At 65.9% G+C, this 25,302-nt stretch carries 26 protein-coding genes; 13 read left to right on the top strand and 13 right to left on the bottom strand.

The genetic code is table 11. The annotated features are described in order from the left end of the window. The first annotated feature begins 3 nt into the window (after positions 1-3). The 3 genes from AC1DUN_RS04540 to AC1DUN_RS04530 all read left to right on the top strand — a co-directional run bounded on the left by AC1DUN_RS04540 (position 4) and on the right by AC1DUN_RS04530 (position 1,962). Positions 4-459, top strand: coding sequence for a FecR family protein (locus AC1DUN_RS04540; RefSeq protein ID WP_477712902.1), 456 nt, complete (start codon positions 4-6; stop codon positions 457-459). 52 nt (positions 460-511) lie between these two features. Further along, positions 512-853, top strand: a complete 342-nt coding sequence (locus tag AC1DUN_RS04535) for a hypothetical protein (protein WP_477663945.1) — start codon at positions 512-514, stop codon at positions 851-853. A gap of 218 nt (positions 854-1,071) precedes the next feature. Next, a complete protein-coding gene (locus AC1DUN_RS04530) occupies positions 1,072-1,962 on the top strand; it encodes an amino acid ABC transporter substrate-binding protein (protein WP_477712901.1) in 891 nt (296 codons plus the stop codon). Positions 1,963-1,990: 28 nt separating this feature from the next. Here AC1DUN_RS04530 and AC1DUN_RS04525 read toward each other — a convergent pair whose 3' ends face one another. Together AC1DUN_RS04525 and AC1DUN_RS04520 are read right to left on the bottom strand one after the other, a co-directional pair. Further along, the gene (locus AC1DUN_RS04525) at positions 1,991-2,875 is read right to left on the bottom strand and encodes a DUF2726 domain-containing protein (RefSeq protein ID WP_477712900.1); all 885 of its coding nucleotides are present in this window, start codon (positions 2,873-2,875) and stop codon (positions 1,991-1,993) included. A gap of 173 nt (positions 2,876-3,048) precedes the next feature. Further along, the gene (locus tag AC1DUN_RS04520; RefSeq protein ID WP_477712899.1) at positions 3,049-4,398 is read right to left on the bottom strand and encodes a hemolysin family protein; all 1,350 of its coding nucleotides are present in this window, start codon (positions 4,396-4,398) and stop codon (positions 3,049-3,051) included. A 23-nt stretch (positions 4,399-4,421) separates the two neighbouring features. Between AC1DUN_RS04520 and AC1DUN_RS04515 the strand changes: the two genes are divergently transcribed. Continuing rightward, the gene (locus AC1DUN_RS04515) at positions 4,422-5,285 is read left to right on the top strand and encodes a symmetrical bis(5'-nucleosyl)-tetraphosphatase (protein ID WP_477712898.1); all 864 of its coding nucleotides are present in this window, start codon (positions 4,422-4,424) and stop codon (positions 5,283-5,285) included. Here AC1DUN_RS04515 and AC1DUN_RS04510 read toward each other — a convergent pair. The 3 genes from AC1DUN_RS04510 to ypfJ form a co-directional block, all read right to left on the bottom strand. Further along, on the bottom strand, positions 5,277-6,206 hold the full coding sequence (locus tag AC1DUN_RS04510; RefSeq protein WP_477712897.1) for a YihY/virulence factor BrkB family protein: 930 nt from the start codon (positions 6,204-6,206) through the stop codon (positions 5,277-5,279). The two genes, AC1DUN_RS04515 and AC1DUN_RS04510, sit on opposite strands and share 9 nt — an antisense overlap. Before the next feature lie 98 nt (positions 6,207-6,304). Further along, on the bottom strand, positions 6,305-7,756 hold the full coding sequence (locus AC1DUN_RS04505) for a DEAD/DEAH box helicase (protein ID WP_477712896.1): 1,452 nt from the start codon (positions 7,754-7,756) through the stop codon (positions 6,305-6,307). Positions 7,757-8,098: 342 nt separating this feature from the next. Further along, positions 8,099-8,977, bottom strand: coding sequence for a KPN_02809 family neutral zinc metallopeptidase (gene ypfJ, locus AC1DUN_RS04500; protein WP_477712895.1), 879 nt, complete (start codon positions 8,975-8,977; stop codon positions 8,099-8,101). Positions 8,978-9,138: 161 nt separating this feature from the next. Here ypfJ and AC1DUN_RS04495 point away from each other — a divergent pair, with 161 nt between their 5' ends. Then, complete coding sequence (locus AC1DUN_RS04495; RefSeq protein ID WP_477712894.1) at positions 9,139-9,864, top strand: DUF4136 domain-containing protein; 726 nt, start codon at positions 9,139-9,141, stop codon at positions 9,862-9,864. An 8-nt stretch (positions 9,865-9,872) separates the two neighbouring features. Here AC1DUN_RS04495 and AC1DUN_RS04490 read toward each other — a convergent pair whose 3' ends face one another. Beyond that, positions 9,873-10,724, bottom strand: a complete 852-nt coding sequence (locus AC1DUN_RS04490) for a 2-keto-4-pentenoate hydratase (RefSeq protein WP_477712893.1) — start codon at positions 10,722-10,724, stop codon at positions 9,873-9,875. Between the two features lie 44 nt (positions 10,725-10,768). Between AC1DUN_RS04490 and pcp the strand changes: the two genes are divergently transcribed. Next, on the top strand, positions 10,769-11,461 hold the full coding sequence (gene pcp, locus AC1DUN_RS04485; protein WP_477712892.1) for a pyroglutamyl-peptidase I: 693 nt from the start codon (positions 10,769-10,771) through the stop codon (positions 11,459-11,461). Here pcp and AC1DUN_RS04480 read toward each other — a convergent pair. Further along, positions 11,454-11,717 (bottom strand): hypothetical protein, encoded by a 264-nt coding sequence (locus AC1DUN_RS04480; protein ID WP_477712891.1) that lies wholly within the window; start codon positions 11,715-11,717, stop codon positions 11,454-11,456. The genes pcp and AC1DUN_RS04480 overlap by 8 nt on opposite strands. Positions 11,718-11,777: 60 nt before the next feature. Beyond that, complete coding sequence (locus tag AC1DUN_RS04475; RefSeq protein WP_477712890.1) at positions 11,778-12,164, bottom strand: hypothetical protein; 387 nt, start codon at positions 12,162-12,164, stop codon at positions 11,778-11,780. Positions 12,165-12,321: 157 nt separating this feature from the next. On the opposite strand from AC1DUN_RS04475, the gene AC1DUN_RS04470 reads away from it, so the two are divergent. Beyond that, positions 12,322-13,239, top strand: a complete 918-nt coding sequence (locus AC1DUN_RS04470) for a delta(1)-pyrroline-2-carboxylate reductase family protein (protein WP_477712889.1) — start codon at positions 12,322-12,324, stop codon at positions 13,237-13,239. Between the two features lie 56 nt (positions 13,240-13,295). On the opposite strand, the gene AC1DUN_RS04465 is transcribed toward AC1DUN_RS04470, so the two are convergent. Together AC1DUN_RS04465 and AC1DUN_RS04460 are read right to left on the bottom strand one after the other, a co-directional pair. Beyond that, positions 13,296-13,829, bottom strand: a complete 534-nt coding sequence (locus tag AC1DUN_RS04465) for a YajG family lipoprotein (RefSeq protein ID WP_477712888.1) — start codon at positions 13,827-13,829, stop codon at positions 13,296-13,298. A gap of 4 nt (positions 13,830-13,833) precedes the next feature. Further along, positions 13,834-14,280, bottom strand: coding sequence for a hypothetical protein (locus tag AC1DUN_RS04460; RefSeq protein ID WP_477712887.1), 447 nt, complete (start codon positions 14,278-14,280; stop codon positions 13,834-13,836). Between the two features lie 353 nt (positions 14,281-14,633). Here AC1DUN_RS04460 and AC1DUN_RS04455 point away from each other — a divergent pair, with 353 nt between their 5' ends. Then, positions 14,634-15,056, top strand: a complete 423-nt coding sequence (locus AC1DUN_RS04455) for a universal stress protein (protein WP_477712886.1) — start codon at positions 14,634-14,636, stop codon at positions 15,054-15,056. Positions 15,057-15,092: 36 nt separating this feature from the next. Here the strand turns inward: AC1DUN_RS04455 and dcd are convergent, their stop codons facing one another. From dcd to AC1DUN_RS04440, 3 genes are all read right to left on the bottom strand, one after another. Further along, entirely contained in the window at positions 15,093-15,665 is a 573-nt protein-coding gene (dcd, locus tag AC1DUN_RS04450; protein ID WP_477663929.1) for a dCTP deaminase, read from the bottom strand. Between the two features lie 117 nt (positions 15,666-15,782). Beyond that, positions 15,783-16,676 carry a response regulator gene (locus tag AC1DUN_RS04445; RefSeq protein ID WP_477712885.1) on the bottom strand — a complete coding sequence of 298 codons (894 nt, stop codon included), beginning with the start codon at positions 16,674-16,676 and terminating at the stop codon, positions 15,783-15,785. Further along, positions 16,669-20,046 (bottom strand): hybrid sensor histidine kinase/response regulator, encoded by a 3,378-nt coding sequence (locus AC1DUN_RS04440; protein WP_477712884.1) that lies wholly within the window; start codon positions 20,044-20,046, stop codon positions 16,669-16,671. Before AC1DUN_RS04440 ends, AC1DUN_RS04445 begins: the two co-directional genes overlap by 8 nt. A gap of 202 nt (positions 20,047-20,248) precedes the next feature. Here AC1DUN_RS04440 and urtA point away from each other — a divergent pair, with 202 nt between their 5' ends. The 5 genes from urtA (at position 20,249) to urtE (ending at position 25,258) form a co-directional block, all read left to right on the top strand. Continuing rightward, the gene (gene urtA / locus AC1DUN_RS04435; protein ID WP_477712883.1) at positions 20,249-21,511 is read left to right on the top strand and encodes an urea ABC transporter substrate-binding protein; all 1,263 of its coding nucleotides are present in this window, start codon (positions 20,249-20,251) and stop codon (positions 21,509-21,511) included. A gap of 113 nt (positions 21,512-21,624) precedes the next feature. Continuing rightward, entirely contained in the window at positions 21,625-22,539 is a 915-nt protein-coding gene (gene urtB / locus AC1DUN_RS04430; RefSeq protein ID WP_477712882.1) for an urea ABC transporter permease subunit UrtB, read from the top strand. A gap of 39 nt (positions 22,540-22,578) precedes the next feature. Next, positions 22,579-23,766, top strand: a complete 1,188-nt coding sequence (gene urtC, locus AC1DUN_RS04425) for an urea ABC transporter permease subunit UrtC (protein WP_477712881.1) — start codon at positions 22,579-22,581, stop codon at positions 23,764-23,766. A gap of 34 nt (positions 23,767-23,800) precedes the next feature. Beyond that, on the top strand, positions 23,801-24,544 hold the full coding sequence (gene urtD, locus AC1DUN_RS04420; protein WP_477713130.1) for an urea ABC transporter ATP-binding protein UrtD: 744 nt from the start codon (positions 23,801-23,803) through the stop codon (positions 24,542-24,544). Between the two features lie 24 nt (positions 24,545-24,568). Next, positions 24,569-25,258 (top strand): urea ABC transporter ATP-binding subunit UrtE, encoded by a 690-nt coding sequence (gene urtE / locus AC1DUN_RS04415; RefSeq protein ID WP_477712880.1) that lies wholly within the window; start codon positions 24,569-24,571, stop codon positions 25,256-25,258. Positions 25,259-25,302: the final 44 nt, after the last annotated feature.

Raw genomic sequence — 25,302 nt, 5'->3', positions numbered from 1 at the left:
GACATGAAGCAGCCAACTTTTTTCACCCGCCTGCTCCCCGCATTGGCACTGGCCCTGCTGGTACTGGCCCCGCTGGCGCAGGCCCAGGTGGTGGGCACCGTCACCAAGGTCTCGGGCCTGATGGTGGCCAAAAGCGCCGAGGGCCGCAGCCGGGTGCTGGCCGAAAACTCGCCGCTGCGCCAGGGCGACACCATCAGCACCGGGCGCAACACCTTCGGCCGCCTGGAGTTTGTGGACGGCGCGGCCATGGTGCTGCAGCCCGAGTCCCTGCTGGTGCTGACGCGCTACCGCTACGACGCGGGCAAACCCGAACTCGACAAGGTGGAGCTGGAACTGGCACAAGGCGGCTTCAGCAGCACGGCCGGCGCATTGGGCAAACGCAGCCAGGACGCCACCGTGATCACCACGCCTGCGGGCAATCTGCAGGGCAGCGCCAGCATGGAGGTTTCGCTCAGGTAGCTATAAGGCCGCCCGAGCAACTTCTTCGACAACCCACATCGCAGGAAACCCCATGAAAAAATTCACGTCGATCTCGCTGGCCTTGCTGGCCGCGCTGGCCTCCACCGCGGCCCTGGCGCAGAACACTCCGGCCATACCCTCGCCCACCGGCGCGCGCGCGCCGGGGCTGTATGTGGCCGTGCTGGACGGTTTGATCAAGGTCACCAACCCGGCCGGCACCACGAATTTCGCGGCCGGCCAGTTTGGCTACACCGCCTCGCCTATGCAGGTGCCTGCCATGGTGCCGAAAAACCCGGGGCTCCCATTCACGCTGCCGCCGGCGTTCAACCAGCCGACCTCGCCCACCGGCTCGTCGACAGGTGCCAGGCCCGCAGTGGATTGCATCGTGCGCTAAACCCCGGATACCGCGCCCGGCAAAACCGGGAACCCGGTCTATCTTCGCCGCAGCTTAAAAAGCCCCTGTTCGTGTGAACCAGGGGCTTTTTGACGCCATCACGCAGCGGCGGCTACTAACAATGAGTACCTTGGTCGTACCCGGGGAAGCCCTGCCCTGGCGGCGTTGCGTATTCAGGGCCTTTGCCTAAGAATGGGACCGAACAACGGGAGGTTCTGATGAAGACACCATTTCAAGCGCTGTTGCCCGCCGCCGTGGCCCTGCTGGCCGTCGCCCTCCCGCAAGGGGCATCCGCCCAGGCCACGCTGGAAAAGATCAAGAGCCGCGGCCAGATCAATGTGGGCTACCGCGCACTTGCCGCGCCTTTCTCGTTTCACCAGACGCCGGAAAAGCCGACGGGCTACAGCATCGATTTCTGCAAGCCCATGATTGAAAGCCTGCGCCAGGCCGCCGGCAACAAAAACCTGCCGGTGCGCTACATCGCGACCGAAGTGGACGTGCGCGTGCGCCTGCTGGCCGAGGGCAGCGTGGACCTGCTCTGCGAAAACGTGACCGACACGCCCGAGCGCCGCGCGCGCATGGATTTCTCCACGCCGATTTTTGTGGATGCCATCCAGGTCGCCGTGCGCAACAAGGACATGATCAGCACGCTGGAGCAGCTCAAGGGCAAAAGCATCGTCGGCATAGACGGCAGCACCGTCGTGCCGGCGCTGGACCGCTTCGCGCAATCGCACGCGCTGAGCTGGCAACACGCCAAGGCCGTGAACCCCGACGCCGCGCTGGGGCAGCTGCAGCTGGGCTGGGCGGCCGGTTATGCGCGCGACGGCGTGATGCTGGCAGCGCAGCTTGCGAGCCTGCCCGACGCGGGCAACTACACCATACTGCCGGAACGCCTGTCGGTGGAGACCATCGCCATCGGCTACCGCAAGGGCGATGCCGCCATGGGCGCGCTGGTCAATGCCTCCATCAAGGAGTCCATGCGCAGCGGCGCCGCCCAGGGCTGGTACGAGCAGTGGTTTTTAAAGCCGGCCAAGCCCGGCGGCAAGCCGCTGTTCACGGCCATGCCGGCGGAGATGAAAACGCTCATTGACACCGCCAAGGCGAACTGAGCGGGAGCGCCGGGCCCACCCGGGTGGTTCAGGCGCCGGCGGGCGGCGGGGCGTCCTCGGGCGTGATGAAGGAGTCTTCCCAGGCCACGGCGAACTGGTGATCGGCATTGTCGTGAACAATGCCGGAGCCGGTGCTCAGCGGGTCGAAGTTGGTAAAACGTATCTTGCGGTTGCGCTCCAGCTTGGCGCGCAGGCTGCTGCGGGCCGCGGCCATGGCGGCCATGTCCACCTGGTTTGCCGCGGGGTTCAACTGCTGCATCTGTTCCACGGGCGGCGCGTCGGCGACCAGGGCGCCGCCGTCGGCCGCGCGCATGGTGTCGGGCACGGTGGCCAGGGCGTCGGCCTCGGCCTCCAGCGGCCAGGCCATGGGCGGCTCGCCGAGCACGGCCGGCGAGGACGGCGCTTCATCGTCCGACAAATCGATTTCACCGAGGAAGGCGGCGCGCACGTCTTCCAGCGTGGGAAGGTTGCCGGCGCGCACCACGGCATAGGCGATGCCGCATTCGGCGAACAGTTTTCGCTTGAGGTCGCGGCTGCTGGCCCTCAGGCCATGCGGGCCGGGCACGTCCAGGCAACCGATGACGGTGCCGTCGGCGGCGCAGACCGTGAAGCTGCAATAGACGTTTTTGAGCAGCTCGAAGGAGCGCTGGCCTTCGGCCTCGTTGCGCGGCGAGACAAAACGGATGACCGGGACCTTGACCACCACGTGGTGGTCGAAAAATGCGCGCTGCAGCCAGTGCCAGACTTCCTGCTCGGCATCGAGCAATAAAGGCCTGGGCTGGAGGTGCCATTGCGCGGGAATACGCCTTTTTTTGCGGGCAGCACGCGCCAGCCAGCCGTGGTGGCAAGCCGCTCCCGTCGCCATTCCCGACACCGCCGTGGCCGTCAGTGCCAACACAAAAACATCAAACATGTGCGCCTTAACTTTTTTTCAGTTTAAACACAGCACCCTTGAAGTTACAACCATTTACGTACTTGGGTGTTGTTGCGGCGTCTCACCTCACGCCAGCCTGCGGCAAGTAGTGACTTATGTCACGCAACAGCGCCTAAAAGCAGCGAAGCCGCAACAGCATCCAGAACAAAGGATTACAACTCAGGCGAGTCGGCTTCCGGCAACAAGCTGGCCAGCACCTTGTCGATGCGCTTGCCGTCCAGGTCCAGCACTTCAAAGCGCCAGCCCGCGCATTCGACGATCTCGGCGGTTTTAAGCAGCCGGCCCGAGACGCTTTGCAGCAGGCCGGCGACCGTGTTGTAACGGCCCTTGCCTTCGTCCGGCAGTTCCTTGATGTCCAGCCTGGCCTTGAGTTCGGCCACGGGCATGACGCCGTCGATCAGCCAGCTGCCGTCCTCGCGTTCGGTGGCCCAGGCGTCAACCTGGGCGCCGGGCTGCAGCTCGCCGGTGATGGCCTCCAGCATGTCCATGGGCGTCATCAGGCCCTGCACCACGCCGTATTCGTCGACCACAAACACCATGCGGGTGGAACGCGCGCGGAACTGCTCCAGCAGTTCCATGCCGGTCAGGGTTTCCGGCACAAAAACGGCCGGCACCGCGTACGCGCCTATGCGGTCGGCCACCGAGGGCACGGCGCCCGGGCCTTGTTCCTGGCCGGAGGCGGCGGGCTGGATCTGGCCGCGCAGCGCGAGCAGCTTGGCGACGTTGACCACGCCCACCACGTCGTCCAGGCTGCCGCGGCACACCGGGTACCAGGAATGGCCGGTGGCGCCGGCCTTGGCGATGGCCTGGGCCACCGTGTCGGAGGCGTCCAGCCACTCGATGTCGGAGCGCGGCAGCATCAGCGAGGTCAGCAGCCGGTCGTCGAGCAGGAACACGTTCTGCACCATCTGGTGCTCGTGCTCCTCGATCAGGCCGGCGTCCACGCCCTCTTCCAGGCTGGCGGCGATTTCTTCCTCGGTCACGGCGCGGCCGGCTGTGTTGTCGATGCGCAGCAGCTTGAGCACCGCCAGCGTGCTGATGGACAGCAGCCGGACAAAGGGCTTGAAGCCTGTCGCCACCCACATCATGGGCCGCGACACCAGGCGCGCGACGGTTTCCGGGTACAGCTGGCCTATACGCTTGGGCACCAGCTCGCCAAAGACGATGGTGATGAAGGTGATGACGGTCACCACCAGCGCGGTGGCGGTGATCTGGGAGGCGCGCTGCGGCGCGCCGAAAGTCTGTATCCAGGCGGCCAGGCCGTCACTGAAAGCCGCCTCGCCGATGATGCCGTTGAGCATGCCGATGGAGGTGATGCCCACCTGCACCGAGGAGAGAAACTGCGTGGGGTTGTCCAGCAGGCCCAGCGCGGACTGCGCCCCCTTGTCACCGGACTCCCCCATGGCCGTGAGCCTGGCCTTGCGGCTGGAGGCGAGGGCCATTTCCGACATGGCAAATACGCCGTTGAGCAGCGTCAAAAAAGCAATCAGCAAAAAGTCCATGAGGCCTGGCGCAAAATAAACACATGTCAATGTACTGTATCGGCGACCTGCAAGGTTGCGACGCGCCCCTGGGGCGGTTGCTGGAGAAGCTGGATTTTTCGCCCAGCCGCGACACCCTCTATATCCTCGGCGACCTGGTCAACCGCGGCCCCGAGTCGCTCAAGGTGCTGCGCCGCCTGGCCGCCCTGGGCGACGCCGCGCAGTGCCTGCTGGGCAACCACGACCTGCATTTGCTCGCGCTGTGGCAGGGCGCGCGCAAGCCGGGCCGCCACGACACCATGCAGGAAATCCTGCAAGCCGGCGACGCCGGCACGCTGCTGGACTGGCTGCGGCACCGCCCCATGGCGCTGCAGCGCCACGGCTGGCTGATGGTGCACGCCGGCGTGTTGCCGCAGTGGACGGTGGCGCAAACCCTGGCGCTGGCGGCCGAAGTGGAGCAGGTGCTGCGCGGCGGCGAGCTCAAGGATTTTTTCGGCGCCATGTACGGCAACACGCCGGAGCGCTGGAGCGACAGCCTGCAGGGCGCCGACCGGCTGCGCGTGGTGGTGAACGCGCTCACGCGCCTGCGCTTTTGCACGCCCGAAGGTGTGATGGAGTTCGACAGCACCGAAGGCGCCGATGGCGCGCCCGCCGGCTACCTGCCGTGGTTTGAGGTGCCCGGGCGCAAGACCGCCGGCACGCCGCTGGCCTTCGGCCATTGGTCCACCCTGGCCAAGGACGGCGCCGCGCCGCGCCTGCGCAACAACACCCTGCCGCTGGACACCGGCTGCGTCTGGGGCGGCTGCCTCACGGCGGCCAGACTGGGGGCGCAGGCCGGAACGTTTGAGCTGATCGCAGTACCCTGCGAACAGGCGCAAAAACCCGGCAAGGCCGGCAAATCAGGCTGAGGCGGGCCGGCGCCGGCCGGCCTCGTCGGCCCAGGCGCGCGCCATGCTGGCGGCCAGCAAGAGCACGGCCGATGAAAAGTAGATCCACATCAGGATCACCACCAGCGAGCCGGCCGCGCCATAAGCCGACACCACGGCGGCGGTGGAGAGGTAAAAGGCCATCAGGTGCTTGCCGACCGCAAAGAGGATGGCCCCCGCGGCTGACCCCATCACCAGATAGCGTAAAGCGGGTTTGGGGCCGACACTCATTTTCATGAGGGCCACAAACAGTGCGACGCAAAAACCGAAAGACACGAGTTCGTTGAGCACCCAGGCGAGTTTTTCGACCGGCAGGTAGCTGCCCGCCCAGCCCGACAGCAGGCTTAAAAAGGTCGAGATCACCAGCGAGACCAGCAGCAGAAAACCGAAAGCCAGGATGTAGGCCACCCCGCGCAGGCGCACGGAAGCGCCGTGCCACCACTTCTGCTGCGGCACTTCGCCGCTGCCTTGCCGCCACAGGCGCTCAAACGCATCCTGCAATTCCGCGAACACGCCCGTCGCCCCCGACAGGAGCAGCGCAAAGGCAAACAGCGAAGCCGTGATGCCCTCGGAAGGCGCCTGGGCGCTGGACAGCGCCTGCTGCACCACCTGGGCGCCCTGCGCGCCGACGACGCTGCGGATCTGGTCGACCAGGCTGGTTTCGAGATAGGCGCGGTCCAGCCACCAGCCCAGCACGGCGACCAGCAGGACCAGCAGCGGCGCCAGGCTCAGGATGCCGTAAAAAGACATGGCCGCGCTCATGCGCATGCCGCCGGCGTCAATCCAGTGGTCGACGGCGCGCCACAAGGGGCGGAAGATTTTCAGGACCTGGGGGGAGAGCGCGGCAAACCCGAAAGCCGCCGGCGGAGGGGGCTTCAGGTCGGGGTCGGAATTCGCCATCATGGGGACAGCGTAAAAGGCGGGCCGCGCGGCCCGCACCGGACAGCCCCTCTAGCCGCCGTAGGCTTGGACCGACGGCGGGGCGGCTTTCAGGCCGCGGTTCAGACCGTGGACTGGGTCTTGAACAGCGCCGCGACTTTTTTCTTGGGCTTGATGTTGGCCGACACGCCGCTGCGCGCGGGGGCGGCCTTGGCGGCGGCTTCCCAGGCGGGCTGGGCGTCGGGCGCGACCGTCGGCTCATAGGGCTGGTCGAAGAAGGGGTCGCGCGGCGCGGCCGGCTGGCGGTGCGGCGTGTATTCGCGGCGCTCGCGCGGCTGGCGTGCCTCGCGCGGGCTGGTGCCGTCCTCGCCTTCGCGGTACATGCGGCGGCCGTCGTTGATGCGGCCCTGCTCCTTGATGCGCGGGCGGTCTTCCTCGAACTCGAGGGGTTCCAGCTCGATCTTGGTCTTGATCAGCTTCTCGATGTCGGCCACCAGGCGGTTGTCGCTGCTGGCCACAAAACTCACGGCCAGGCCCGAGGCGCCGGCGCGGCCGGTGCGGCCAATGCGGTGCACATAGTCCTCGGCGTTGAAAGGCACGTCGAAGTTGAACACCGCCGGCACGTCCTTGATGTCCAGGCCGCGGGCGGCCACGTCGGTGCAGACCAGCAGGTCGACTTCGCCCTTCTTGAAGGCTTCCAGGGCCTTGAGGCGCTCGTCCTGGCTCTTGTCGCCGTGCAGCGCGGCGGTCTTCAGGCCCTCGCGCTCCAGCGAGCGGGCCAGGCGCGCGCAGCCCAGCTTGCTGTTGACGAACACAAAGGCCTGCTTCATGCCGCGTTCTTTGAGGATCTGGTGCAGCGCGCGGCGCTTGTCGTCGGCGCCCACGCTGTAGAAGTGCTGCTCGACGGTGGAGGCCGTGGCGTTGGAGCGGGCCACTTCGATGGTGACCGGGTCCTGCAGGTAGCTGGAGGCCAGGCGCTTGATTTCGGGCGAGAAGGTGGCCGAGAACAGCAAGGTGATGCGCTGCTTGGGCAGGTAGCTCAGGATGCGCTGCAGGTCGGGCAGGAAACCGATATCCAGCATGCGGTCGGCTTCGTCCAGCACCACGTATTCAACCTGGTTGAGCACCGCGTTCTTGGCCTCGATGTGGTCCAGCAGCCGGCCCGGGGTGGCCACCAGCACTTCCACGCCTTTTTTGAGCTCGGCCGTCTGCGGCTTCATGTCCATGCCGCCGAACACCACGGTGCTGCGCAGGTTGGTGTACTTGGCGTAGAGCTCGACCTGCTGGGCCACCTGCACCGCGAGTTCGCGCGTGGGCAGCAGCACCAGCGCGCGCACCGGGTGGCGCGCGGGCGAGGTCGAGGGGTTTTCGTGCTTCATCATGCGCTGCAGCAGCGGCAGCGAAAAAGCGGCGGTCTTGCCGGTGCCGGTCTGCGCGGCGCCCATGACGTCCTTGCCCTGCAGCACGACCGGAATGGCCTGCTCCTGGATGGGGGTCATGGTCTCGTAGCCCATTTCGGCGACGGCGCGGGCCAGCGGTTCGGCCAGCGAAAGATTCGAAAAAGAGGATGTCATAAGAAAGCTCTGCTTAACGCTTGCGGGTATCTCTGTCGGTGGTAGCGCGCGTATCGGGGGATGGGGTTGCCTGGGCGCGCGTGCGGCCAACAGCACAGCCGTTGGCGGGAAAGGTAACACCGCAGACCGCCCGGGTCCGCGCGATCTCGACCGCGCGGCAGGGCTTGTGCAGGGCTTCCTCAGCCCCGTATTGTCGCACTTTGGGCCGATTGGCTGGTTTTGCTGGGGATTCGCGGTTTCAGGGCCTGCCGCAGGTCCGGCGCCCGGGCTGCCTCCGGCCCCATATTGCTATCAATCTTATAGCCCGCCATCCCCGCCAGTCAATGAGTATGGCCAGACAGGCTATAAATTCCGGGCGCTAAAGGTGTCGCAGGCCTTGACGCTGCCGGTTTTAAAGCCGGTGTCGAACCAGCGCTGGCGCTGGGCGCTGGTGCCGTGGGTGAAGCTTTCGGGCACCACCGCGCCGCCGCCGGCGCGTTGCAGGGCGTCATCGCCGATTTTCGCGGCCGCATTCATGGCTTCCTCAACGTCGCCCTGCTCCAGGATCTGGCGGGCGTTCTGCGCGTTGTGCGCCCAGACCCCGGCAAAACAGTCGGCCTGCAGTTCCAACCGCACGCTCAGCGCGTTGTATTCGGTCTTGCTGACGCGGCCGCGCATCTGGTCCATCTTGGCGCTGATGCCCAGCAGGTTCTGCACATGGTGGCCCACCTCGTGGGCGATCACATAGGCCTGGGCGAAGTCGCCGGGCGCGCCCAGGCGGTTGCGCAGGGTTTCGTAAAAACCGAGGTCGATGTAGACCTTCTGGTCGCCCGGGCAATAAAACGGCCCCATGGCCGCCTGGCCCTGGCCACAGGCCGTGGGCGTGGCGCCGCGGAACAGCACCAGCCGGGGTTTTTTGTAAGTGGCGCCGCCCTTGGCAAATACGTCGGTCCAGACGTCCTCGGTGTCGGCCAGCACGGTGGAGACGAACTTCGCCATGCGGTCGTCGGCCGGCGGCTTGTGGGCCGGCCCCTGCTGCTGCACCTGGGCCGGCGGCCCGCCACCGCTGAGCAGGCCCAGGATGGTCAGCGGGTTGATGCCGAAGATCCAGCCGCCGACCAGGGCCACCACGATGGTGCCTATGCCTATGCTGCGGCCGCCAAAACCGAAGCCGCCGCCCCCGCCGCCGTCATCGCGGCGGTCTTCGACGTTGTCGGATTCGCGATTGCCTTCCCATTTCATGATCTTCCCCTTGTCCAATGCACTTACCGTGCAATACTTGTTGGCGTCCGCAGGGCACGCACCGCCGCAATGCCCCGGGCGCGTGTCAGCGCATGCGCCGACTTTACTTGAGCGGCGCCCCCGCCGCGGAACAAAATTGAAGCCCGGTGTATCCATTTCCCATGAACACTTCTGCCCTTTCCTCGCCCACAGGCCCCGGCCCGCAGCGCAGCGCCGGCACCGTCTCGTTGTTCTCGCCGCGCCTGGCCCTGGCGCTGCTGCTGGCCATGCTGCTCACGGCCTGCGCCAGCCCCATCACCACCCGCGTGACCAGTTTCAACCAGTGGCCCGCCGACGCGGCGGGCAGCACCTTCAGCTACATCACGCCCATGGACACCACGCGGCAGCTGGAGCAGGCCACCTATGAAGGCTATGTGCAGGCCGAACTCGAAAAACGCGGCCTCAAGCGCGCGCCCGAAGGCCAGGCCGGCCGCCTGCAGGTCGACGTGGCGGCCAGCAGCCGCAGCGAGGAAAAAACCTGGCTGCAGCCGGTCTACCAGGACAACATGGTGTTCCTGCCGCCCTACCGCGATGCCGCGGGACGCCTTTACGGCGGCGGCTGGGTGCCCGACCCCTTCGGGCCGCGCTATGTGGGCGACCGGCCGGTCAATGTGACGGTTTACACCAACAGCCTGCGCCTGCGCCTGCTCGACACCAAGGGCACGCCGCCCGGCAAGCCGCCGCGCACAGTGTTTGAATCGCGCGCCATTTACGAGGGCGGCAGCGGCGACCTGCCGCTGGTCGTGCCCTACCTGGTGCGCGCGGTGTTTGACGACTTCCCGGGCCAGAACGGCCAGGTGCGCGTGGTGAAGTTCGACAGCGAAACCGGCGCCGTGATCAAAAAATAGTTGTTCGCTTATTCAAACCGAACCGCCAGCCCCTTGAGCGCGCCGGCCAGCGGCCCGGCCGCCTCTACATCGGTATGCCAGCGCTGCCCGGCCTGCACCGGCCAGGCGTCGGTCAGCGTGCCGGTGGTGATGACATCGCCCGCCCGCAAGGCCGGCGCGTCCGGCGTGGCGCGCAGCTCGCGCACAAAATGCAGCAAGGCCTGCACCGGGCCGTCCAGCACATTGGCGCCCAGGCCCTGGTCCTTGAGCACACCGTCGGCATAGAGCTTGAGCCGCAGGCCGGCCAGCGCTTCCATCAGCGCCTCGGGCTCCGTCGCGGCGGGCAAAGCCACCGTATGGCCCACCAGCAGCCGGCCGTGCAGGCCGCCGTCGGCCACGGCCTGCGCGGCGCTGAACTTCCAGCCCGGGAAATGCGTGTGCACGATTTCATAGCCATGCGCCACCCAGGCTATCGCCGCCACCAGCTGCGCGGCTGTGCAATCGAGCGGCGGTGCCTCGCGCAGGCCGAACACCACCTCGGGCTCTATGCGCGGCTCGCACAGGCCTTTGAGCGAGAGCACACCCTCATTGGGCGCGGCGGCGTCGATTTGCACCAGGCTGCTGTGCCACACCGTGCCCCAGATCGGCCCGTAGACCCCATAACGCGGCCAGATGGTGCGGTTGGTAAAGCCGATCTTGTAACCCACGGGAGCATCGCCCTGGGCGCTTCGCGCGGCGCGCACGGCCAGCGCGGTGGCATAGGCCAGCGGCACATCGGCCGGCACGTCGGCAGGCCAGGGCAGCGGCCGGGCTTCAAGGCGGGCGCGTGCCAGGTCGGCGACCAGCGCGGCAATGCCCGGGTGCGAGGGTGTGTTGTTCATCAGGCCATGGTAGCCAAAAAGCCGCCCTCCCCCACAATGGCGGCATGCCTTCTTCCTCCACTTCCTCTATCTCCACCGCGTCCCTTCCCCGCGTGCTGCTGACCGGCTTTGACCCCTTTGGCGACACCGGCCACAGCAGCCAGCCCCTGAACCCCAGCTGGCTGGCGGTGAAGGCGCTGCACGGCAAGCGCATAGGCGGCCACCTGGTGGTGGCGGCGCAGCTGCCCACCGTGTTCCAGGCATCGATGGTTGAACTCACGCGGCTGCTCCAGCTGCACAAGCCGGCGCTGGTGGCCTGCGTGGGCCAGGCCGGCGGGCGCGGCGCGATCTCGCTGGAACGCATTGCCATCAACGTCAACGACGCACGCATCCCCGACAACCTGGGCGCGCAGCCCGTGGACACACCGGTGGTGGCCGGCGGGCCGGCGGCCTATTTCAGCAGCCTGCCCGTCAAGGCCATGCTGCAGGCGCTGCAAGCGGCGGGTGTGGCGGCCGAGGTCTCGCAGACGGCGGGCACCTTTGTCTGCAACCACGTGTTTTATGCGCTCATGCACGCGCTGGCTACCAAACGCGGCTTCAAGCGCACGCGCGGCGGTTTTATCCATGTGCCCTACCTGCCCGAACAGGGCGCGCCCAGCATGCCGCTGGAGGAAATCGTGCGCGGGCTGCGGCTGGCCGTGGCGACCGCGCTGGCCACGCCGCGCGACATCGCCAAAGGTGCGGGGGCCGTCAGCTAGCCAGGGTGTCGTCCCGCGTGCCGGAATCCGGCGCGGGCGCGGCGGGTTCGTCGCGCAGCAAGCGCCACAGCAAAAAAGTGCCGAGGATGGCGTTGCCCAGCGCAAAACCGGTGAGCAGCAGCGTGGCCCAGGCGGTCAAGGGGTGGTTGTGCACCACCCAGGCCAGCAGCGGCGACAGGCCGTTGAGCGTGAGCATCAGCCAGAACAGCGGGTTGCGCGGCTGATAGAGGCGAGAAAGAGGACGTGACGGTGGCATCACCCATGCTAACCGCGCAGGCCCTACGCGGGCCTGACAAGCAGGGCTTGTCAACGGACCTTAACGAATGGAAAACGACGCGGCCATCAAACCCTGAGGCGAGCGCGCCGGGTGGGCCGGCATCACGCTGCCCGCGGAAGCCGAGGCTTCGGCAAAAGCCGGCACCTTGGGCGCGCCGTCGACGGCGGGCGGCGGCGATGCGCCGGGGATGACGCGGGCTTGCTGGATGCAGTTATGGCGGGCGGGACCCGCGCTGGTTTCCATGCAATGCGCGATCACCACCAGCTCGGCGCGCCGCTGCTCGTCGCGCACCTTGGCCTTTGTTACCTGCGAATCCGCCACAAAGGCCAGGGCGGCCAGCTGGCACAGGATCACCAGGCCCGCCGCGACCATCAGCAGCGTCTTGTATGGCAGTTCATCGAATTTCCTCAAATGCACAGAAAACATGGCAACCTCCCCGTTGGTTACACCATGCTAGGGCGGGCTTGCAATAGTCCATTCGGCGCCTTGCCCGTCCCGCTGTAGGATAAAAACCTCTCGTGAAACTCACCGGTGCGGCGGCCCATCCACCACTTCGCGGGCCATCCCGCTTACCATCGCAGGCATGACGCTCCACCCGTATCCCACCTCGCTGGACGCCGGACAGACCGCCGCGCGGCTACCCTACCCGCTGCTGGTCACCGAACTCATACGCCTGCTCAAGGACGAGTCGGTCCAGGTGCCGCAGCGGGTGGTGCAGGCCCTGCCGGGCGGCGGCAGTCTGTTCGTGATGCCGGCGCTGGACGCCCGCACCGCGATCGCCAAGCTCATCACACTGACCCCCGCCAACGCCGGCAGCGGCCTGCCCGCCATCCAGGGTGACGTGGTGGTATTTGACGTGGCCACCGGCCGGCGCCGGCTGATGCTGGACGGCCCCACCGTCACCGCCAGGCGCACCGCCGCCGTCTCGCTGCTGGCCGCGCAGCGGCTGGCGCCCAATACCCGGGGTCCCATGCTGATCGTCGGCGCCGGCGTGCAGGGCGTGGCGCACCTCGAAGCCTTTGCCCAGGGCCTGGGCGTGCGCGACTTCCGCATTACCTCGCGCAGCCATGCCAGCGCCCAGGCCCTGGCGCAGCACGCCCAGTCGCTGGGCCTGAACGGCCGCGTCGTGCCCGACGCCGACGTCGCCCTGGCCGACTGCCCGCTGGCCGCCACCTGCACGCCGGCCGGCGGCGTGGTGCTCAGCGCCCTGCCGCGCGACGACGGTTTTATCAGCGCCGTGGGCGCCTACGCGCCGTCCATGGTGGAGCTCAGCGCCGCCCTGTGCCAGTACGTCGCGGCTCAGGGCAGCGTGCTGGTCGACACCCCCGACGCCGTGCATGAAGCCGGCGACCTGCTGCAGGCGGGCCTGGACGTGGCCCGCTTCGCCAGCCTGGGCGAGGTGATACGCCAGGACATGAAAAAACCCGCCGGGCCGGTGCTCTTCAAAAGCTGCGGCTGGGCGGGCTGGGATTTGGCCGCGGCGCGCACGGCGCTGGCCTGAACGGCCCTCGGGTCGCCGGCGCTACAAGCTCGCGGCGCCCAACAGGCCTTTCATTCTCACTCGCTGAATTTCGCCAGCTGGTTGAGGAATTCCTTGATGTTCTCAAGAATGGAGCGTTCGTTGGACAGGCGCAGCCGCTCCACGGCCACAAAGGCGTCCGACACAGTGGCGCTGCCGGTGGCCTTGACGGGATAGTCGCGCGCCACACCCTGGCCCGTCAGCTTGTAGGTGATATTGGACTTCACGTCCAGGGTGAATCCCATGAGGGGCTGGTCCAGTTCCGCCAGGTTTGCCGATACGGCGTACTTGGCCTGCGCCGGATCGGTGGCGAGGTAACCGCTGATGGCCAGGCTGTCTTCCAAGGCCTTCTTGAAACTGGCGCCGTCCACCTGCGAGGTCCACATCGGGTTGGTGGCCTTGCCGCCCGTCACTTCGCCCAGCTTGACCGAGCCCTTGAGCTTGGGGTTGACCGTCGCGACGCTGCCCGGCTTCACCGTCATGGCCTGCGGCGTGGCTGAACTGGCGCAGCCGGTGAGCTGCAGAACCACGGCGGCGCCGATAGCCGCGCCCAATAATTTCAGAAACCTCATATCCTCACTCCTTCGTTGGCGTTGTTGAAACTGGTGCTGTTGAAACTGACGGCGGCGGACAGGGGCTGCCAAGCACGACCGCCACTTCTTCGGGGTAATTGAAACCTGCTCCGTTGCCTGAATCGACCGCGTAGCCGATCAGGCCGCCCGCGAGGATATTGCCCCAGGCACCGTTGTTGTTCTTGGAAACGAACTTCGCAACGCCTTTCGACTGGCCCTTGCTGCAGGCGACGGCAAGCTCGCCGTAGGATTTCCGGATCAGCGTGGAATCGGGTGTGGTGAGCTGCCAGCTTCCCTTGTCGTTGCTCAGCGTGCAGGACGCGGCGGGCACGATGTCGCCCTCACACACCGCCGTCACCGCAATGCGTTGGCTGGTACCACTGGTAATCGAGGCGCAACCGCCCAGTACAAAGCTGAGCCCCAGCACCCAGCCGGCTGTCAGGCGCATCACGCCCGGGCTACCGGAACATCGCGACCTGAGGGCGCGGGTCGCTGGCAAGGCCGCGCCTTGATAGGTGTCCCTGATGGGTAAACAGACATTTTTGCCTCCCTTTTTTCGTGCTTATCGGCTATCCCTCGTGGCCGCGAATGTAACACGATGTTTCTACACTAAAGAGGCCATGTGCGTATTTTTATGACCCTTGCGTCTTTGGGCCGATAAAGACACAGGAACAGAAGCGGCGGGCGCCGCAGCGCAAGGGCATCAGGGGGTTTGCCGGGGCAGCCAGACGCAAGCAGGTGCCCACCTACACCCGAATGGCGGTGCGGGTGTTAGGCTGGCCCGTCCACACCGGAGGTAACACCATGAAGATCCTGTTCGCTGCCGACGGCAGCAAGTACACCAAAAAAGCCCTGGCCTTCCTGGTCAACCATGAAGACCTGGCCGGCGCCGAAGGCGAGGTGGTCGTGGTCAATGTGCAGGCGCCCGTGCCGGGCCGCGTCAAAAGCATGCTGGGATCGGCCAACGTCAAGGCCTACCATGCCGAAGAGTCGCAAAAGGTGCTGGCGCCCATAGAACGCTTCCTCAAGCGCCACAAGCTGTCCTTCAGGACCATCGCCGTGGTCGGCACGCCCACCACCGAAATCCTGCGCGCCGCCAAACGCGAGAAGGCCCACCTCATCGTCATGGGCACGCACGGCCAGGGTTTGCTGAGCCGCGCGCTGATCGGCAGCGTGGCCCAGCGCGTGGTCGCGGAAAGTGATGTCCCGGTGCTGCTGGTCAAATAAGGGCCGCCCGCGAGGGCAAGCGCCCCTCGGCCCTTTTTAAGCCTTGGGCAGCGTCACCCCAACCTGCCCCTGGTACTTGCCGCCGCGGTCCTTGTACGAGACCTCGCAGACGTCGTCCTTGTCGCTCTCAAAGAACAGCACCTGGGCGCAGCCTTCGCCTGCGTAGATCTTGGCGGGCAACGGTGTGGTGTTGGAGAACTCCAGCGTCACATAACCTTCCCATTCGGGCTCGAAGGGCGTGACGTTGACGATGATGCCGCAGCGCGCATAAGTGCTTTTGCCCAGGCAGATGGTCAGCACATTGCGCGGGATGCGGAAGTATTCGACGGTGCGCGCCAGCGCGAAGCTGTTGGGCGGAATGATGCAGCTGTCGCCGTGGAAGTCGACAAAACTTTTTTCATCGAAGTTCTTGGGATCGACCACCGTGCTGTGGATGTTGGTGAAGACCTTGAACTCGGGCGCGCAGCGGATGTCGTAGCCGTAGCTGCTGGTGCCGTAGCTGATGATCTTCTGGCCGTCACGTTGCCGGATCTGGCCGGGTTCGAAAGGCTCGATCATGCCGTGCTGCTCGGACATGCGGCGTATCCATTTGTCGCTCTTGATGCTCATTCGGGGAAACTCCTCACTGTGCCCCGATTGTAGGCAAGCCGGCCGCCGGCCGGCCAAGTGCAGCCGGTCGCTATGGATTTGGGAGCTGCCGGTGACCGTCGATGCTGGAGATCCAGGTCAAAACACATGTCCGGTGGCGAGCGCCGCGGCGGCCGCCCGGGTCTCGACGCCCAGCTTTTCAAAAATATGCTCCAGGTGCTTGTTGACCGTGCGGTGGCTCATGCCCAGGATGTCGCCGATGTCGCGGTTGGTCTTGCCCTTGGCCAGCCAGGAGAGCACCTCGGTTTCGCGCGGCGTCAGCGCGGCATTGGCCAGGCGCGAGGGCGAGGCCGCGTTGGCGCCGCGCTGCTCCAGCAGCAGCATGGTTTCGCCTATGCCGACCCGGCCCATGTTGCGCACCGACAGCTGCACGCCGGCCAGGCCCAGCAGCACTTCGCCGGCGTCGCCTTCCAGCGCCGCATGGACGGAATCGGGCAAGCGCCCCGGCTGCGCCCCGCCCCCGGCGCCTTGCAACCAGAGGGCGGCCTGCGGCGAGCGCCAGGCGATGCGCCCGCGCGCATCGACCAGCACCACACCGAAGCCGGCCACGTCCACCGCCTCGCGCGCCAGCCGAGTCATGCGCGCATTGCGTGTGTGGGTGTGCAGGCGCGCCACCACCTCCTGCGCGCGCAGCGGCTTGACGACGTAGTCGACGCCGCCGCAGGCAAAGCCCTCCAGCACGTGCGGCGTCTCCGACAGTCCCGTCATGAAGATCACCGGGATATGAGCCATGACGGGGTCGGCCTTGATGCGCCTGCAGGTGTCAAAGCCCGACAGGCCGGGCATGACGGCATCCAGCAGGATGGCGTCGGGCGCGACCAGCTCCAGGCGCTGCAGCGCCGAATCGCCGTCGCGCGCTACCAGCACGGTGTAACCCTCGCCTTCCAGCGTGTCGCAGAGCATGCCCAGGCTGCTGGGGGCGTCGTCGACCACCAGCACCACCGGGCGCTGTTCGTCAGCGGCTTCAAGCATTGGCGCCCTCCGTCAAATGGTCCAGCAGCAGTTCCAGCTCGCAGCGGCTCACAAAGCCGCGCAGCCGCGCGCAGCTCGCGGCCAGCGCCGGGTCTTCGGCCGCGATGCGGTCCAGCAGGCGGTGCAGGCCGTGCACATGGCCCAGTTTCACCAGCCGTATCAGCCCGGCGCGCGCCTCCTCGGGCAAGCCCAGCGAGTTTTCCGCCGCCACGCCGGCCGCCGGCGGCGCAGGCGACACCACCGAGGTCACCCACTCCAGTCCCAGGTGGCGCTGCAAGGCGTCCATCAGCTCGGATTCGAGCACAGGCTTGCCGACAAAAGCCTGGCAGCCCGCCGCCTTGAGGCGCGAGGCCTGGTTCTCGAACACATTGGCCGACACCACGATGATGGGCACCTCGGCATACCCCCGGCTGCGTATCTGCAGCGCGGTTTCCCAGCCGTCCAGGTCGTCCATGCTGATGTCCAGCAGGATGGCGTCGGGCACGCCGTCCTTGAGGCTGTCTATGCACTCCAGGCCGCTGGCCGCCTCCTTGATGTCAAAGCCCAGCGGCGTGAGCATGCCGGCCAGCATCTGGCGCTGCACCGGCTGGTCATCGACCACCAGCAGCGTCCTGCGCTTGCCGAAAAAGCCCGCGATCTGGTGCGGCGGGTCGGCCAGCGGGCCGGGGTCGTCGATCTCGCGCAGATACAGGCGCACGCTGAAGGTGCTGCCCTTGTCGGGTTCGCTGTGCAAGCTCAAGTCGCCGCCCATCAGCGCAGTCAGCAGGCCCGTGATGGTCAGGCCCAGGCCGGTGCCTGGCTCGCCGCGGCGCCGGCCCGCGGCGCCTCGCTCGAAGGGCAGGAAGATGCGCTGCTGGTCCTGCGGCGCGATGCCTATGCCGGTGTCCACCACATCGAAGCGGATCACCTCGCGCCGGCAATCCACATGCAGTTTCACGCTGCCCGCGTCGGTGAACATCACCGCATTGCTCAGCAGGTTGATGATGATCTGGCGCAGCCGCTTGGCGTCGGCCTGCACCCAGGCCGGCATGCGGCCGCTGTGGGTGTAGAAAAAATCCACACCCTTGGCCTCGGCCTGCGGCCGCACCATGCTGACCAGGCCTTCGAGGAAGTCGGGCAGCGGCACGGGAATCGGCTCCAGCCGCAACCGGCCCGCCTCGATGCGCGCCAGGTCCAGCAGGCCGTCGACCAGCTGCAGCAGGTGTTCGCCGCTGCGCTGTATGGTCTGCACGGCTTCGCGCGGGGTATTGGCCAGCGCTTCGCTTTTGAGCAGGATCTGCGAATAGCCCAGGATGCTGTTGAGCGGCGTGCGCAGCTCATGCGTCATGCCGGCCACGTAGCGCGTCTTGGCCTGGTTGGCCGACTCGGCCACTTCCTTGGCGGTCTGCAGCGCGGCGTCAGTGCGCTGGTGCGCCTCGATCTCGCGCGACAGCAACTGGTTCTGCCGGTTCGACTCGTCCTGCGCCATGCGCCGGCTTTCGCTGCCCAGCACCACCCACCAGCTGCACACCGCGACGATCAGCAGCAGCATGGCGAACACCTTCACAAAAGCCGAGCGCAGCAGGCCGGCCAGGTCGCCCGAGGGCGGGAAGGCGGTCTCCTGCATGTAGACCATGCCCATCACCGTGGCCAGCAGCGCGCACAGCGAAAGCATCACCACCATGTAGTGGCCGACGCGGAAGTTCACGCGGCTCGACAGCGCGCTGGGCAGCAGCTTGCTTAAAAATTCCTCGGCCTGCTCGGCCGCGCGCGAGCGCGTCTTGCAGCGGTCGTGGCATCGCGACTCCAGCGTGCAGCACAGCGAGCAGATGGGCGCGCCGTAGGCCGGGCAACTGGCCATGTCTTCGGCCTCGAAGGCGTTCTCGCAGACATGGCAGCGCACCCTCTGGCCCGGCACGCCCATGGCCTGCGGCTTGCGGGCGACGTAATAACGCCCCTTGGTCACCCACGCCAGCAGCGGCGACAGCAGCAGCGCCAGGCCCAGCGCGATAAAGGGCGAAAAGGCCTCGGCCCGCGGGCCCATGGCGCCGGTATAGGCGAACACCGAGACGATGGTCGCCAGCAGCATGGAGCCCAGGCCCACCGGGTTGATGTCGTACAGATGCGCGCGCTTGAATTCAATGCCGGGCGGGCTCAGGCCCAGCGGCTTGTTGATAACGAGGTCGGCCACCAGCGCGCCCACCCAGGCAATCGCCACGTTGCTGTAGAGGCCCAGCACTTTTTCGAGTGCCGAAAAAACGTCCAGCGTCATCAGCAGCAGCGCGATCGCGACGTTGAACACCAGCCACACCACGCGCCCCGGGTGGCTGTGCGTGAGGCGCGCGAAGAAGTTGGACCAGGCCAGCGAGCCGGCGTAGGCATTGGTCAGGTTGATCTTGAGCTGCGACACCACCACGAAGACCACGGTCGCGGCCAGCACCCAGGCCGGGTCGCTGAAGACGTAGGCAAAGCCCGCCAGGTACATCTGCGTGGGCTCCACCGCCTTGGCGGCCGGCAGCTCATGCTGCAGCACCAGGAAGGCCAGGAAGGCGCCGCCCAGCATCTTCAGCATGCCCAGCACGATCCAGCCCGGCCCGGCCATCAGCACCGCGGCCCACCAGCGCCGGCGGTTCGCATGCGTTTTTTCAGGCAGGAAGCGCAAAAAGTCCACCTGCTCGCCGATCTGCACCACCAGCGAGAACGCCACGGTCGCCGCCGCACCAAACATGAGCGGGTCGAACTCGCTGCTGCCCGAGCTGCGGCCCGTCAGCCCCGTGAAGTCCGAAAACGCCTGCGGGTTCTTCCAGAACACGGCCAGGTAGGGCAGCAGCAGCAGCACGCCCCATAGCGGCTGTGTCCACATCTGCAGGCGCGAGATCAGCGTGATGCCGCGGACCACCATGGGCACGATGACGATCGCGCTGATCACGTAACACCAGGCGATCGGGATGTCCAGGTACATCTGCAGCGCCAGCGCCATGATGGCCGCCTCCAGCGCGAAGAAGATGAAGGTGAAGCTCGCGTAGATCAGCGAGGTGATGGTCGAGCCCAGGTAACCGAAGCCGGCGCCGCGCGTGAGCAAATCCATGTCCACGCCGTAGCGCGCCGCGTAGTAGCTGATGGGCAGGCCGGTGAAAAAGGTGATCAGCCCCACCACCAGGATGGCCCACAGCGCGTTGGTGAAGCCGTAGTTGAGCGCAATGGCGCCGCCTATGGCCTCGAGCGCCAGGAAGGACATGGCGCCGAAGGCCGTGTTGCCGACACGCCACTCCGACCACTTGCGAAATCCGCGCGGCGTGTAACGCAGCGCGTAGTCCTCGATGGATTCGTCGGCCACCCAGGCGTTGTACTCGCGGCGAATACGAAAAATTTTCTGGGTGGCGATGGTCAAGGCGGTCTCCGTCAAACGGCCATGGGGCTGCGGCTACACACCCCCGGCGTCCTGCAAGAAGTGTGCCCGCATGTGGTGCAAGCGTGGCTACGTTGATTGACGTATAGGGATGCGCGGCCCTTGTGAACATGATTCACCTGACCCCGACGCAAGCTTTCACCCCATCAACCTTTCAGCTTTTCACCAACCGCAGGAGCCCAGCATGTCCAACGACGATCGCGACCCATCTTCCCTCATCAACCGCCGCCGCCTCATGCAGGGCGTGGCCGCCGCCCTGCCGCTGGCCGGCCTGCCGGGCTGGGCACAGGCGCAGCAGTTTCCCACGGCCAAGGTCAACACCACCAAGCTGGCCGTGACCGACACCGAAGTGACCGTGGGCCAGCTGCACTCGTCCACCGGCACCATGGCGATTTCCGAAACCGGCTCCATCCAGGCCGAGCAGCTGGCCATCGACCAGATCAACGCCATGGGCGGCGTGCTGGGCCGCAAGATCAAGGTCATCAAGGAAGACGGCGCCTCCGACTGGCCGACCTTCGCCGAAAAATCCAAGAAGCTGCTGGTCAACGACAAGGTCGCCGCCGTGTTCGGCTGCTGGACCTCGGCCTCGCGCAAGGCCGTGCTTCCCATCTTCGAAAAAGAAAACGGCATGCTGTACTACCCGACCTTTTACGAAGGCCTGGAGCAAAGCAAGAACGTGATCTACACCGGCCAGGAAGCCACGCAGCAAATCCTCTACGGCCTGGACTGGGCCTCGAAAGAAAAGAAGGCCAAGACCTTCTTCCTGGTCGGCTCCGACTACATCTGGCCGCGCACCTCGATGAAGATAGGCCGCAAGCACATTGAAGGGCACCTGGAAGGCAGCAAGGTCGTCGGCGAGGAGTACTACCCCCTGGGCCACACCAACTTCAACTCGCTGATCAACAAGATCAAGGTCGCCAAACCCGACTGCATCTTCATCGCCGTGGTCGGCGGCTCCAACGTGGCCTTCTACAAACAGCTCAAGGCCGCGGGCGTCACCGCCGCCAAACAGTTCCTGCTGACCATCTCGGTGACCGAAGACGAAGTGCTGGGCATAGGCGGCGAGAACATGAACGGCTTCTACGCCTCCATGAAGTACTTCCAGTCGCTGGACAACCCCAACAACAAAGCCTTCGTCAGCGCCTTCAAGGCCAAGTACGGCAAGGACGCGGTGATAGGCGACGTGACGCAGGCCGGCTACCTCGGCCCCTGGCTGTGGAAGGCCACGGTCGAGAAAGCCGGCAGCTTCGACGTGGACAAGATCGCCGCGGCCTCTACCGGCATTGAACTCAAGACCGCCCCCGAAGGCTACGTGAAGCTGCATGAAAACCACCACCTGTGGAGCAAGGCCCGCATAGGCCAGGCGCAGGCCGACGGGCAGTTCAAGGTCGTGGCCGAATCCCCGGCGCTGATCGAACCCAACCCCTTCCCCAAGGGTTACCAGTAAGCGTGAGCGCTGGCTCCTACCGGTTCACTCCGCCATGCGGCGGGGTGAGCCGGCAGGGGCTTTCTTGACTGCCGTATTGCCTTTTTGATTGACCCGCCGCACCGGAGCCCACCATGAACCTTTCCGAAATGCTCAACATCGGCCTGATGCAAGGCTTTGCCGGGCTCAGCCTGTTTTCCGTGCTGCTGCTCATGGGACTGGGCCTGGCCATCATCTTCGGCCAGATGGGCGTCATCAACATGGCGCACGGCGAGTTCATGACCATAGGCGCCTACACCATCTACCTGTTTTCGCACCTGTCGGAAATCTACGCGCCCGGCTTCATGCAGGCCTACTTTCCCTTCGCCATCGCGGCGGCCTTTATCTTCGCCTTCGCCGTCGGCTGGCTGGCCGAATGGGCTTTCATTCGCCATCTCTACAAACGCCCGCTGGACACGCTGCTCGCTACCTGGGGCCTGTCGCTGGGCATGCAGCAGATCTTTCGCACCACCTTCGGCGCCAAGGAGGTCAGCCCCACCCTGCCCGATTGGCTGATGGGCTCCTGGGCGCCGGCCCCCGGCCTGGACATCCCGATCAACGGCCTGTTCGTGATGGCGCTCACGCTGGTGGTGACCTGCGGCGTGCTGGTCGCGCTGCACAAGTCGCGCTGGGGCCTGCGCGTGCGCGCCACGGTCGCCAACCGCGTGATGGCCAACGCCACCGGCATCAACACCAAAAAGACCGACAGGCTGACCTTTGCGATCGGCTGCGGCATTGCCGGCGTGGCCGGTGCGGCCTTCACCACGATTGGCTCCACCGGGCCCACGAGCGGCTCGCTCTATATCGTCGACGCCTTCCTGGTCGTCACCTTCGGCGGGGCGGCCAGCCTGCTGGGCACCGTGGTCTCGGCCTTCGGCATCGCCCAGACCCAGTCGGTCGCCGAGTTCTTCATGACCGGCTCCATGGCCAAGGTGCTGACCCTGATGACCATCGTGACGATTTTGATGCTGCGCCCGCAAGGCCTGTTCGCCTCCAAGGTGCGGCGCTGAGCTTTCACCTCATTCCCATCTAGACAACCGGAGTTTTTCATGAACAGCCTCAAGCAATGGATAACGCGCAACGGCCTGGGCAACGTCGCCCTGCTGGCCCTGGTGCTGCTGGTGGCCTTTCCGCTGGCGCTGGACCTGTTTCGCCTCAACCTCGTGGGCAAATACCTGAGTTACGCCTTCGTCGCGCTGGGCCTGGTGATGCTGTGGGGCTACGGCGGCGTGCTGAGCCTGGGCCAGGGCGTGTTCTTCGGCCTGGGCGGCTACGGCATGGCGATGTTTTTGAAGCTCGAGGCCAGCGACCCCATCACCACCAAGATCCAGTCCACGCCCGGCATTCCCGACTTCATGGACTGGAACCAGATCACCGCGCTGCCGATCTGGTGGAAGCCCTTCCACTCCTTCCCGCTCACGCTGCTGCTGATCCTGGTGGTGCCCACGCTGCTGGCCTTCATCATCGGCTACGCCATGTTCAAGCGGCGTGTGGGCGGGGTGTACTTCGCCATCATCACGCAGGCCGTGGCGCTGATCCTCACGGTGCTCATCATCGGCCAGCAGGGGTATACCGGCGGCGTCAACGGCATGACCGACCTCAAGACCATCCTGGGCTGGGACACGCGCACCGACAGCGCCAAGTACATCCTCTACTTCCTCTGCGCCGGCCTGCTGCTGGGCGCCATCGTGCTGTGCACCTGGATACAGAAAAGCAAGCTGGGCACGCTGCTACTGGCCATGCGCGACAAGGAAGACCGGGTCCGCTTTTCGGGCTACGACGTGGCCATGTTCCGGGTCTTCGCCTTTTGTTTCGCGGCCATGCTGTCGGCCGTAGGCGGCGCGCTGTTCACCCTGCAGGTGGGATTCATGTCGCCTTCGCTGGTCGGCATCGTGCCCTCCATCGAGATGGTGATCTTCGCCGCCGTCGGTGGACGCATGTCGCTGGTGGGCGCGGTCTACGGCGCGCTGCTGGTGAATTTCGGCAAGACCTATTTTTCGGAAAGCTTTCCCGACCTCTGGCTGTTCCTGATGGCCGGCATGTTCCTGGGCGTGGTGCTCGCCTTCCCCGACGGCCTGGCCGGCGTCTACACCCAGCGCGTCAAGCCCTGGCTGGCCAAACGCTTTGCACGTCGCGAAAAAGTCGCGCCGCCTGCCGCCCCACCGATGGTGCCCCCACCAGCCGCGGCCCATGAAACGCCCTCGCTGCCTGCCGGTTTGAGCGGTCAGCGAACCTGAACTCCCCAAGGAAGCCGCCATGATCGCTCCCGCCATGACCCCCAACGACTTCGTGCTGTCGGTCGAGGACCTGACGGTCTCCTTCGACGGCTTCAAGGCCATAGACAGCCTGAACCTTTATGTCGACCAGAACGAGCTGCGCGTGATCATTGGCCCCAACGGCGCGGGCAAGACCACGCTGCTGGACCTGATCTGCGGCAAGACCCGCGCCAGCCACGGCCGCATCAAGTTCAAGAACGCCGAGATGACGAAACTGCCCGAGTACCAGATCGTGCGCTCCGGCATAGGCCGCAAGTTCCAGACGCCTTCGATCTACGAAAACCTCAGCGTATTCCAGAACCTGGAAGTCTCGTTCCCGCGCGGGCGCGGCGTGTTCGGCGCGCTGTTCTTCAAGCGCAGCGAAGAGGTCAAGGCGCGTGTGCAGGCCGTGGCGGCCGAGATCGGCCTTGACGGCCAGCTGGACACCGAAGCCGGCTTGCTCTCGCACGGGCAAAAGCAGTGGCTCGAAATCGGCATGCTGCTGATGCAGGACCCGGAGCTCTTGATGCTGGACGAGCCGATCGCCGGCATGAGCGTGCGCGAGCGCGAGCTGACGGCCGAGTTGCTCAAACGCATCTGCAAGGGCCGCGCCATGATCGTCATCGAGCACGACATGGAGTTCGTCAAGCGCATCGCTGACAAGGTGACCGTCATGCACCAGGGAAAGATCCTGGCCGAAGGGTCCATGGAAAAAGTGCAGGCCGACCCGCGCGTGATCGACGTGTACCTGGGCCACTAAGCACAACGGATCAAGGAGAAAACCATGCTCAACGTCAACAACCTCCACGTCAGCTACGGCCAGAGCGAGGCGCTGCACGGCATCACGTTCAGCGCCAAGAAAAACGAAACCGTGGCCATCATGGGCCGCAACGGCATGGGCAAGACCACGCTGTTCAAGTCGCTGATCGGCATATTGCCCCTCAAGTCCGGCACGATAGCGGTCGACGGCCTGGACATCTCCAAGGACGAAAGCTACCAGCGCGTCGCCAAGGGCGTGGCCTATGTGCCGCAGGGCCGCATGATTTTCCCGACACTGACGGTGCAGGAGAACATCCTGACCGGCCTGGAGAACGCGAAGCACAAACAGATCCCGGACGAGATTTACGCGCTGTTCCCGGTGCTCTTCAACATGCGCGGCCGCAAGGGCGGCAACCTCTCTGGCGGGCAGCAGCAGCAGCTGGCGATCGCCCGCGCGCTGGTGACCAACCCCAAGGTGCTGCTGCTCGACGAGCCGACCGAGGGCATACAGCCGTCCATCATCAAGGACATCGCGCGCGCCCTCAACGAGATTCGCAAGATGCGCGAAATCACGATTGTGGTGTCCGAGCAGGTGCTGAGCTTCGCGATGGACGTGGCCGACCGGCTGTTCGTGATCGAGGGCGGGCAGCTGGTGCATGAAAGCACCCGGGCCGGCACCGACACGGCGCGCATCAAACAGTTTCTTTCCGTCTGATTTTCTTTTCCTTGTCCCTTTATTCATCACCACCAGGAGATATG

The organism is Polaromonas sp. P4_F6, assembly GCF_056401275.1.
Note: the sequence above shows the minus strand (reverse complement) of the source record. Positions and strands in the feature narration are given on the sequence as shown.